The organism is Pectobacterium brasiliense, assembly GCF_013449685.1.
Lineage (GTDB): Bacteria > Pseudomonadota > Gammaproteobacteria > Enterobacterales > Enterobacteriaceae > Pectobacterium > Pectobacterium brasiliense_A.
Map to the genome: position 1 here is coordinate 82,604 of NZ_JACDSF010000012.1, position 10,510 is coordinate 93,113.

Consider the following 10,510-nt stretch of genomic DNA (forward strand, 5'->3'; position numbering starts at 1 on the left):
GTGAGTTAGATCTCGCCCTGATCGACTATATGAGTAGCTACGCGTGTCGCAATATATACCATCGACCGAGAGGGCGTGTGTCGATGAAAATACTCAGGTGAGAAAACTAGAAATCAGCATATTCCTGAGCGGGGATCCAGAAACCGTCAATATACTCTTCGATGGGGAAGCAACCCGCACGACGCAGGCGCTGTTCATTCATCGCTTGCAGACACTGTGCTTCTGTGTTGTAGGCACCGACGACCAAATCGTCGCAGCCATGCCCGAGATAACAAACAAATATCACTAATGCAAACATGCCGTTCTCCAGACATTACCGATTTTCTCTATCTGTCAGGATAATTGTAGATGAAAATCAGTGAGGAAAGGCAGAACGGGGGGTTCATCAGGTGGTTTTATCGCCACCTGATGCAGAAACCGCATTTATTCTTTAGAAAGAGGCTGAGCTGAGGCCGCGCCATCCCGCACCAGATCGCGCGGCAGATTGTTTTTTATCCGGCTGCTGATACGTTTGGCCAGGCCGACAGGCGTGTTCTGGTAGGTTAAAATGAGCTCATCCGCAGCAGGAGGCGGTTCTGGATAGCTGTCTTTCCCCTGAAACCACTCACAGGCGATGCGATCGGTCAGCGCGTAGGCATTCTTCGCGTTCGGATCGGCCAGCGCAACAATGGCTTCATGTTGCCAGCGGAAACCTTTAGGGAAGCGTTCAGCGAGTTTAATTCCAATTCGTGAGAATTTGATATTGCCAAAAGCAGACGTCAGCGCCACAGGGAAGAGCCAGATCTCGCTATCACGCTGCCACATCTGAAGTAATGTCTCATCCCAGTGAATACCCTGTTTGCCTGCCGCTTGTTTGAGTAATGCAGAATCTTTGGGCGGCATCGGAGAAAACGGGAATTTACCCACTTTATAGCCCGGTCGTGGCAGTGGTGGCACGCTGGCGGTTTTCCGCAAACGGGCAACAAAGAAGCCTTCGCTGTCATAAATTTGTGGGAAGACGTGCAGGAAGCCTTCTTCGGTTGTCGCGCGTTCGGCGTCGGTGAAGAGATCGTGTAACGATTCAAATTCGCACGCATCAGGAAACTGTGCCTGTAACCAATGGCAAACCTGCTGATTTTCCTGCCTATTTAACGTACAGCTGGAGTAAATCATCACGCCGCCAGGCTTCAGTGCATGGAACGCGCTCAAAATCAGGTCACGCTGTGTGGCCGCAATATCGGTAATGCTCTCCTGCGACCAGTGGCTCATCGCCGCGGGATCCTTACGCACTACGCCTTCACCCGAGCACGGGGCATCCAGCAGAATCGCATCAAAATACTCCGGCAGCGCCGCACCGAAAACTCGCCCGTCGAAGTGTGTCATCGCGGTATTGCTGACGCCGCAGCGACTGATGTTAGCATGCAACACTTTTACTCGGCTGGCTGAATACTCATTGGCGACGATAGCCCCTTCATTATTCAATCTAGCCGCGATCTGCGTTGTTTTAGACCCCGGTGCTGCCGCGACGTCCAAAACCGTTTCCAGTGCATCGTTACGATGGAAGAGGGCGCTGACGGGCAGCATCGAACTGGCTTCCTGAATATAAAACAGCCCGCTCAGGTGCTCCAACGTATTGCCTAGCCGCGTGTTCTCTTCTTCCGCATTCAGCAGCCAAAAACCCTCCTGACACCAGGGAATCGGCTCAAGCTGCCAGCCATAAGGCTGTACAAGCTCAAGAAAGGCATCGACGCTGATTTTTAACGTATTCACGCGGATGCTCCGACGCAGCGGACGCTGGCAGGCGGCAATAAAATCCTCCATCGAAAGGGATGAAGGCATGATGTCCCGCATAGTGTCGAGAAATTCAGCAGGCAGGCTGGCTGGAGTAAATTTTGCCACGGCGTGGTTCCGTACAGGTTATTCAGTAAAACGAGGGGAAGAAGCGGCGAAGTGTAGCACGGATCCTTCATACATCATGTGAAAACGACGAGACGGCGCGTGAAAACGACAGGGCGACGATAGGGTCGCCCTGTCCGGTGGTGAGTTTAATTATTGGGGGTTGGAATTGCCGTCCCCCATTGCCGCCACTCTTTAGGCTCTTCGTTCCTCAGAAGGAAATGCTTTCCTTCCTGTGCTTTGGGGGCGAGTGGCGTGCTGGGTGGCGTGGCAAACGCGATACCGCCGCGAATGAACTGCTGGAAGGTTCCGCTCTTGATGACGCCGCCCGTCAGGCCGAATTCCAGATTGTAACCCGAAGCCAGCCAGAAGACGGAATTGTCGCGCACCAGATGCTGATAACGTTTGCTGATACGCAGCGACACGGCGATACGGTCGGAAAGCGTGCCTAGCGACAGCCCGGTTACCGTACCGACTTCAATGCCGCGGAACAGCACTGGCGTACCAACCTGCAACGCACCGGCTTCCGGTGCATCAACGCTGATATTCAAACCGTCCTGATAGCGAGAATCAGAGATGGTAGCCTGCTGCAGCTCAAAACTCCGCGTTACGCTGCCGTTACCCGGTTCGACGTTGATATAAGGCTGGAATAGCGTCTCCAGATGATTCACACCGGCAGCGGAAATTTCTGGCGTGACGACGGAAAAACGCGTCCCAGAACGGGCGAAATTACGCACGTATTCAGGGTAGAGGACAGCCTGCACCAGCACTTCATTACGCTGCTCGGACAGTTTCAGTGAATCCAACTGGCCGATATCGATTCCCAGATAGCGGATGGGCATGCCCGGCGCGAGTTTGCTGGCATCGTAGGTGCGCAGAATGATGCGGCTCCCCACGGCGCGTGCCGACGTTTCGTTGTTATACAGAACGCGTTTACCACCTTTAATCTCCGGTGCGCCCTCCAGATTATCAAAACTGATTGCCCCTTTAAGCGCCCGATTCAGCGGAGAAGCCTGCACGGTCAGGCCTGACGTATTCAACTGCACTCGGGCACCGCCTTCTGCCCAGAACACGCTGTTTTCCGTCAGTAGCTTGCGATGTTCGGGACGAATATAAACGTCAACCTCGAAGGTATCCGCCTTCGGTCGCACCCGCATGATTTCGCCTACCTGGAATTTACGGTATAGCACGATGGAGCCGTCTTGAATATCCGGCAGGCTGTCGGTCACTAAGGTGAGAGTCGGGGACGGCGTGGCACCGCGGATGCCTTCTTCGGCTTTTTCGAGATCGCTGAACAGCGGGTAACGCGTCTGAACGTCACCTTTGCTGCCGGGTAAAACCTGAATACCGCCGCTGACCCACTCTTGCGCGCTGGCACCTAGCACTTGAATGCCATCCAGCCCCATCTTCACATTCACACGGCTGTTCACGATGAATTTGCTGTCGCGGTGTAATAGCTGGTGATATCGTGGCTCGATCACCAAAAGGAAGCTGACACCTTGTTCGTCCAGCGTGCGTTTCACCACCTGACCGACCTGCACGCCGTGCAGCAGCACGGGTTGGCCGCTATCAATGCCATAGCTTTGTGCTGCAGTGAGCTGAATAGAAAACGCGCCGGGCTGGGTGAGCTGTTGTTGTCCGCTATCCAGTACCTCAAAATGCTGGCGCGGTTCGCCTTCACCGGGGATGAGCGTCAGCGTTGGGCCGCTCAGCAGACGTGAAACATTCAGGTCGCTGAGTGAAAGCTGGGGCTTGCTGAGTTCGATACGCGTGCCTTCCCGCATCAGAGAAACCACGGAAGGATCGATGATGAGCTCTCCGCTGACCTTGCCGTCGTCTGGGTTCAACGTGATTTTATTGAGCGTGCCGACTTCCAATCCCTGATACATCAGCGGGGTGCGCCCTTCGGATAGGCTGTCGCCGGAGGGCAAATCCAGCGTGATTTTCACACCGCGCTGGCTTTGTGCCAGATCGGGATAGAGGCGATAGGATTGTTCGGCGCCCGCATTCTCGCTCTCTTCCGGCGAATCGAACGCGATCGCGCCGTTAACCAGCGCCGCCAGATTCTCCATCTCAATTTTTGCACCGCTGACGCTAATGTCCGCATTAAAGCCAGACACATTCCAGAAGCGGCTATTTTTCTTCACCAGATGGGTAAAGCGGCGTTCAACCAGCACGTCAATCATCACACCGTGGCTATCCTGGGAAACGGTGTAATCGTAGACTTTCCCCACCGGGATTTTTCGGTAGTAAACCAGCGAACCGGTATTCAATGAGCCGAGATCGTCGGCATGGAGATGAATCAGCAGTTCCCCAGTATTCACGCGGTATTTGGGCTGCGTATCCAGTGCGGAAAAGTGCTCTTGCGGATCGCCGGAGCCGGGCATCATGCCGATATAGTTACCACCCACCAGCGCATCCAGCCCTGACACCCCAGCGAGAGACGCTTTCGGGGTAACCAGCCAGAACTGCGTGCCGCTGCGCAATGCTTCCTTCATATCACTTTTGATACTGGCTTCGACCTGAATAGTACGCAGGTCTTCACTCAGCTTGATATTTTGCACGGTGCCGACTTCGACCCCCTGGTAGCGCACGGGGGTACGCCCAGCGACAATACCGTCAGCAGAGACAAAATCGATGGTGACCGTTGCACCGCGCTCCTGCTGATTGGTGTAAATCAGCCAGCCGGCAATCATCAACGCAATCAGCGGCAGCAGCCAAAACGGCGACAGGCGACGCTTGTTCTTCACGGTAGCTTCAGTTGGTGTCCCAGGCGTATTATCTTGCATTGTTATTCCACATCAGTGTTATCCCACATCAGTCGGCTATCCAGCCATTCAACGGCAAGGATAGTGAGAATCACCGCTGCGCCAAAGTAAAAGGCAGCAGGCCCCATGGTGAAAGCGAGTAATTGATCGCGGTTGACGAGCGACATCGTCAGAGCAATCACAAATAAATCGAGCATGGACCAGCGACCGATCCAACGGATAACGCGCAGCATCTTCATGCGCATCATTATGTTGCCTTCTGCGCGAAGATGGATACTCACCAGCAGCCCGAACAGCACAATAACCTTAGTAAACGGCACCAGAATACTGGCAATAAAGACCACCAGCGCGATCGGAACATTGCCTGACGCAAGCGAGAGAATACCGGAAAAAATCGTGTCCTCCGTACGCGCACCGTTGACATAAATAATTGATATGGGCAACAGGTTAGCGGGGAGCAGTAAAATTATAGAAGCAATGAGCGCAGCCCAGGATTTTTGCAGGCTTTGCCGCTGGCGCAAGCGAAGCGGAATATGGCACCGGGGGCAACGACCCCGGTTGTCGGGCGAACTGGTGAAGTGGCAGGAAAGGCAGATTCGATAGCGATCCGGCGCAATCAACGGCCTCATGCGCGGATAAAACCGCTGCCAAAGCTGGTCGGTGTTTAAGTGAATCAGCGTCAACAGGCTTAAGGTCATCAGTGCCAGAAAGGCGACCAGCCCGATTCCCGCCTGAACATCTGCAAATTCACGGACTTTGATTGCGGCAACCGCCATGCCGACCAGATAGATATCCAGCATCATCCATTCTTTTAGCCGTTGCAACACGAGGAGGATGGGCCGCAGATTCATCCCGATTCGGGGAGCAAAGAACAGGTATAACAGAGAAAAAACCAGCGTGAGTGCGGCACCAACAGTACAGAAGGCGACCATGCTTGCCGTGAGCGGGTGTCCTTGACGGGTGATTTGCCAAATGCCTTCAAACAGGCTGGCATTGATGGTGACGCCCAGCAGCCGAATACTGATCAACGGCTCAGTGAAGGCGAACGGCATCAATACCAGCATGGCGACGGCCATCGCAGCAAGACGAGAAATGCTCCAATCTCGGCCTGAGCTGACTGTGGCATCGCAGCGTGGACAATTCGCCGTCTGAGTTCGCTTCAACTGCGGCAGCGCAAAAAAGGCATCGCATTCAGGGCAGCGGTGATAGCGATCGATCGCAGGTACGGCACTTTTCGATCCCTCAGTTAACGGTGGCCGGGGAGAAGGAAACGGCGCAGGGCTGGTTATACTCTGTATTTTCATCTTTCCTGCGATCCGATAGAAGGTGTTAAGTCCCGTTATATTCACGATAGATAACGTATTCACAGCTATTTAGTGTAACTGAAGGCTCACTGAATGATAAATTCATAATAAGGCTCTGATCTCTGCCCGATATTATTTTACAGGTGGAAATAGCATGATATGCACGACAGCGGTACAGTAAAGTGGATGATTGTTCGCGCGAAGGCGCTAATCTTATGGCATTCTGTAACCGATGCTAATGCAGTCTGTGTGGAAACCATTCGCACTGTTTTGAAAAGACAGCGATATAATTTATGAATAAGCCAGTATGAACAAACAAGAATTTTATCAGGATCTCATCCGCGACATGTCATCGCTTATCGCGGATGAAAACCGTTTTATTACGATTTTATCAAACAGTAGTGCGCTGCTGTTTGAGCGTTTGGATGGGGTTAACTGGGCAGGGTTTTACCTGTTGGATAACGACACGCTGTTCCTAGGACCGTTTCAGGGCAAGGTTGCTTGTGTGCGTATTCCGGTTGGCAAAGGTGTATGCGGTGCGGCGATAGCTGAAAATCGCATTCAGCGCGTGGATGATGTCCATGCGTTCCCTGGTCATATCGCCTGTGATGCCGCGAGTAATGCTGAAATTGTGCTACCGCTTGTCGTTAACGGGCAACCGATTGGCGTTCTGGATATTGACAGCACCCTTTATCAGCGTTTTGACGCAGATGATGAAGAAGGGCTGAAGGCCGTGGTGAGCGTACTTTGTGCTCAACTGGAAGCGAGTGATGTGATGACATTCATCAATTCTCTCACGTTGAGACAAGGTTAACGTGGCAATTGCCGATGGCGTCATTATAATGACGCCTGTTCATGCCTGCGCCGGTTGGCAAACCCGTTGTAATCAGGAAATTTCATGGAAAATCAACCTAAGTTGAACAGTAGTAAAGAAGTCATTGCCTTTTTGGCAGAGCGGTTCCCGCTTTGTTTCACCACCGAAGGTGAAACTCGTCCGTTAAAGATCGGTATTTTTCAGGATCTTGTTGAGCGTGTGCCGGAGTCCGATAACGTCAGTAAGACGCAATTACGCTCTGCGCTGCGTCTTTACACCTCAAGCTGGCGGTATCTGTACGGTGTAAAATTGGGTGCCCAACGTGTGGATCTGGATGGTAACCCATGCGGTGAGTTGGAACAGCAGCATGTCGATCATGCTCGTAAGCAATTGGAAGAAGCGAAAGCGCGAGTTCAGGCTCAGCGTGCTGAGCAACAGGCGAAAAAACGTGAAGCAGCCGGAGAATCGGCAGAAGCAGCGCGTACTCCTCGTCCTGCTCAGAAACGTGCGCCGCGCCTTGATGCTTCAAACAATGCCTCTCAAAACCGTGCATCCCAAAACCGTGCATCCCAAAACCGTGCACCGCGTAATCCACGTCAGCCTTCTTCCGGCCAATCGCAGCCCTCTTCTCAGCAATCCGCGAATGCTCAGTCTCGTCAGGCAAAACCTGCCAGCACTGAGCGTCAACGGGTAGCGGTTACGGATGTTTCCAAACTGCAAATCGGTCAGGAAATCAAAGTCAGAGCCGGCAAAGACGCCATGGATGCCACCGTGCTTGAAATTGCCAAAGGCGAAGTCAGAGTACAATTGGCTTCTGGACTGGCAATGATTGTACGCGCAGAACACTTGCAGTTCTGATACGGAGGCCAACCTGGGCATGAACAACTTAGTCAAAATAACCGCCATCGCAGGTTTACTGCTGGCGGGCTCCAGTTTTGCAAATGAAAACATTACGCGTGTTGAACAGATTCCTCAGCTACATCAGGAGCCTCAGCATGCTACCGTTAGCGACAGGGTGGCCTCACGTTTCCTGCGTTCGCACTATCGCCAGTTTATGCTGGATGCGCAGTTCTCTGAGAAAATTTTTAACCGCTACCTCAATATGCTGGACTACAGCCACAACGTGCTGTTGGCCTCTGATGTGGCACAATTTTCTGGGCAAAAAGCCCAGTTGGGCGACGCGCTGAAATCCGGCCAACTGGATGTTCCTTACGCGTTGTACAATCTGGCGCAGAAGCGTCGGTTTGAGCGTTTTCAATATGCACTGTCGCTGCTGGATAAACCGGTCGATCTGACGGGCAATGAGACGTTTGAACTCGATCGTAGCAAAGCCCCTTGGCCGCAGAACGTGGGTGAACTTAACCGCCTGTGGGATGCCAAGGTAAAATATGACTGGCTCAGCCTGAAGCTGACCGGTAAAGATGATAAAGACATCAAAGAGACGCTGACCAAGCGTTATCAGTTTGCGATTCGCCGTCTGGCGCAAAGCAACAGCGAAGATGTTTTCCAACTCGTCATGAACGCCTTTGCGCGTGAAATTGACCCGCATACCAGCTACCTGTCACCGCGTAACACCGAGCAATTCAATACCGAAATGAGCCTGTCGCTCGAAGGGATTGGTGCGGTGCTGCAGATGGATGACGACTACACCATGATTAATTCTATGGTGCCCGGTGGTCCGGCAGCGAAAAGCAAAAACATTACCGTCGGTGACCGCGTGGTTGGCGTAGGCCAAAGCGGTAAGCCAATGGTGGATGTTATCGGCTGGCGTCTGGATGATGTCGTCGCGCTGATTAAAGGGCCGAAAGGCAGTAAGGTGCGTCTGGAGATTCTGCCTGCTGGCAAGGGGACGAAAACCCGCATTGTCACGCTGACGCGCGAACGTATTCGCCTTGAAGACCGCGCGGTTAAAATGTCCGTCAAGACGGTCGGCAAGGATAAAGTCGGCGTGCTGGACATCCCCGGTTTCTATGTCGGTCTGACGGATGACGTAAAAGTACAGCTCCAGAAGCTGGAAAAACAGAACGTCAGCAGCATTGTGATTGACTTACGTACTAACGGCGGCGGTGCGCTGACGGAAGCGGTAGGGCTTTCTGGTCTGTTTATCCCAGGCGGCCCTGTGGTTCAGGTGCGCGATAATAACGGTAAAGTGCGTGAAGACAGCGACACCGATGACATTGTGTATTACAAAGGCCCGCTGGTGGTGCTGGTAGACCGATTCAGTGCTTCCGCTTCCGAGATCTTCGCGGCAGCAATGCAGGATTATGGCCGTGCTTTGATCGTCGGTGAACCGACGTTTGGTAAAGGCACCGTGCAGCAGTATCGCTCGCTGAATCGGATTTACGATCAGATGCTGCGTCCTGACTGGCCAGCGCTGGGTTCTGTGCAATATACGATTCAGAAGTTCTATCGCATTGACGGCGGCAGTACTCAGATGAAAGGCGTGACGCCTGACGTGATGATGCCAACCGGCACGGAAACGGTAGATACCGGTGAGAAGTTTGAAGATAACGCGCTACCGTGGGACAGCATCAAAGCGGCTAACTACACGAAGAGCGGCGATCTGAAGGCACTGATTAGCAAACTGAATGAACATCATCAGGAGCGTATCGCCAAAGATCCTGAGTTCCAGTATGTCGCGCAAGATATTGCTCGCTACAACGCGCTGAAGGATAAGCGCAACATCGTGTCGCTCAATCTTGCCCAGCGCGAGAAAGAGAATGACGATGATGAAGCGATGCGTTTGAAGCGGATTAACGATCGACTGGCGAGAGAAGGTAAAAAACCGCTCAAATCGCTGGAAGATCTGCCGAAAGACTATCAGGCACCCGATCCTTATCTGGATGAAACAGTGAAAATTGCTAACGATTTGGCACAGGAACAAAAAGAGTAAGTCGCTAAAATCGTGCCGATAATTAAACGCCCTGTCTGGTTTATCCAACAGGGCGTTTTTTTAACTTACGTTGAGCGTTTTGGGATGAAAGCGTGGTGCTGTAGATGACGATTAACGAATCTTGGTTGGCGAACAGCCAAAACGGGTTTTAAACCGTTCGGAAAAACGCGCCGAAGATTTATACCCGCAGGCTTCGGCCAGACGCTGCATACTCCATGATGTCGTCTGTACCAGCATCATCGCGTGTTGCATTCGCGTCTCCAGCAACAGCACTTCAAAGCGTGTCTGCTCGGCGGATAGCCTCCGGCGCAGCGTAGCCTCGCTCATCGCCAGCAGGCGACCCGCAAACTGTGCGGTCCAGTGTCGTTCCGGTTCTTCACTGATAAGCGCACGCAGCTGTGCCGTAACACCGGGCTGTGGCGGTGCGCCAAAACGAAAGACTGTGTCCCTTCTGGCGCGCCGTGCCAGGCAAGGTGCGGGTTGTGGTTAGAAGACAGTGCAATGTGGCTCGTTGCATTGGGTATGGCAAACGCAAACTCGCTTGGGATAGTGTCGCCGTCCTGAAAACTGTGGCTGGAGAGTTGCAGCATGGTGGTGCTCCTTATCGCGATTCCAGTGGGTGTGGAATCATTATAGAAGTAGCGGAGCGTAATTATTTTCCTAATGCCGTCAGGATAATGCTTTTAGCTGTCAATTTGAGGGCTTTAGGTGCTGTGAAGCAGTAAAGCAGCCAACGTTACCGATAAATTTATCTGTGAAATTGAAACGGTGGTAATGGAATAGAAGAGTAAAGCGTTTGCGCCAGGGATGGCGCGGCTCGAGCAAACACTACCGGAGCCTGTAATTAAAATTGTGT

9 protein-coding genes are annotated in these 10,510 nt (G+C 52.8%); 3 read left to right on the top strand and 6 right to left on the bottom strand.

The annotated features are described in order from the left end of the window. Positions 1 to 106: 106 nt before the first annotated feature. The 4 genes from H0248_RS05325 to yebS form a co-directional block, all read right to left on the bottom strand. Positions 107 to 298 (bottom strand): YdfD/YebW family protein, encoded by a 192-nt coding sequence (locus H0248_RS05325; protein ID WP_180785031.1) that lies wholly within the window; start codon positions 296 to 298, stop codon positions 107 to 109. Positions 299 to 423: 125 nt separating this feature from the next. Continuing rightward, a complete protein-coding gene (rsmF, locus tag H0248_RS05330) occupies positions 424 to 1,878 on the bottom strand; it encodes a 16S rRNA (cytosine(1407)-C(5))-methyltransferase RsmF (protein ID WP_180785032.1) in 1,455 nt (484 codons plus the stop codon). A 146-nt stretch (positions 1,879 to 2,024) separates the two neighbouring features. Next, a complete protein-coding gene (locus tag H0248_RS05335) occupies positions 2,025 to 4,664 on the bottom strand; it encodes a PqiB family protein (protein ID WP_180785033.1) in 2,640 nt (879 codons plus the stop codon). 2 nt (positions 4,665 to 4,666) lie between these two features. Continuing rightward, a complete protein-coding gene (gene yebS, locus H0248_RS05340) occupies positions 4,667 to 5,947 on the bottom strand; it encodes a membrane integrity lipid transport subunit YebS (protein WP_180785034.1) in 1,281 nt (426 codons plus the stop codon). A 307-nt stretch (positions 5,948 to 6,254) separates the two neighbouring features. On the opposite strand from yebS, the gene H0248_RS05345 reads away from it, so the two are divergent. The 3 genes from H0248_RS05345 to prc all read left to right on the top strand — a co-directional run bounded on the left by H0248_RS05345 (position 6,255) and on the right by prc (position 9,654). Beyond that, complete coding sequence (locus tag H0248_RS05345; RefSeq protein ID WP_010275800.1) at positions 6,255 to 6,761, top strand: GAF domain-containing protein; 507 nt, start codon at positions 6,255 to 6,257, stop codon at positions 6,759 to 6,761. Positions 6,762 to 6,845: 84 nt separating this feature from the next. Beyond that, entirely contained in the window at positions 6,846 to 7,619 is a 774-nt protein-coding gene (gene proQ, locus H0248_RS05350; RefSeq protein ID WP_180785035.1) for an RNA chaperone ProQ, read from the top strand. Between the two features lie 19 nt (positions 7,620 to 7,638). Next, a complete protein-coding gene (gene prc / locus H0248_RS05355; RefSeq protein WP_180785036.1) occupies positions 7,639 to 9,654 on the top strand; it encodes a carboxy terminal-processing peptidase in 2,016 nt (671 codons plus the stop codon). Positions 9,655 to 9,765: 111 nt separating this feature from the next. Here the strand turns inward: prc and H0248_RS05360 are convergent, their stop codons facing one another. Both H0248_RS05360 and H0248_RS22050 read right to left on the bottom strand, forming a co-directional pair. After that, on the bottom strand, positions 9,766 to 9,981 hold the full coding sequence (locus tag H0248_RS05360) for a helix-turn-helix domain-containing protein (protein WP_226309275.1): 216 nt from the start codon (positions 9,979 to 9,981) through the stop codon (positions 9,766 to 9,768). Continuing rightward, the gene (locus H0248_RS22050; protein WP_240354435.1) at positions 9,978 to 10,244 is read right to left on the bottom strand and encodes a hypothetical protein; all 267 of its coding nucleotides are present in this window, start codon (positions 10,242 to 10,244) and stop codon (positions 9,978 to 9,980) included. Before H0248_RS22050 ends, H0248_RS05360 begins: the two co-directional genes overlap by 4 nt. Between the last annotated feature and the right edge of the window lie 266 nt (positions 10,245 to 10,510).

What these genes read in the sequence shown, in the direction of transcription:
- H0248_RS05335 (WP_180785033.1), bottom strand. Translation starts at nt 4,664, where the DNA reads ATGCAAGATAATACGCCTGGGACACCAACTGAAGCTACCGTGAAGAAC.
- H0248_RS05360 (WP_226309275.1), bottom strand. Translation starts at nt 9,981, where the DNA reads ATGAGCGAGGCTACGCTGCGCCGGAGGCTATCCGCCGAGCAGACACGC.
- H0248_RS22050 (WP_240354435.1), bottom strand. Translation starts at nt 10,244, where the DNA reads ATGCTGCAACTCTCCAGCCACAGTTTTCAGGACGGCGACACTATCCCA.
- proQ (WP_180785035.1), top strand. Translation starts at nt 6,846, where the DNA reads ATGGAAAATCAACCTAAGTTGAACAGTAGTAAAGAAGTCATTGCCTTT.
- H0248_RS05345 (WP_010275800.1), top strand. Translation starts at nt 6,255, where the DNA reads ATGAACAAACAAGAATTTTATCAGGATCTCATCCGCGACATGTCATCG.
- prc (WP_180785036.1), top strand. Translation starts at nt 7,639, where the DNA reads ATGAACAACTTAGTCAAAATAACCGCCATCGCAGGTTTACTGCTGGCG.
- H0248_RS05325 (WP_180785031.1), bottom strand. Translation starts at nt 298, where the DNA reads ATGTTTGCATTAGTGATATTTGTTTGTTATCTCGGGCATGGCTGCGAC.
- yebS (WP_180785034.1), bottom strand. Translation starts at nt 5,947, where the DNA reads ATGAAAATACAGAGTATAACCAGCCCTGCGCCGTTTCCTTCTCCCCGG.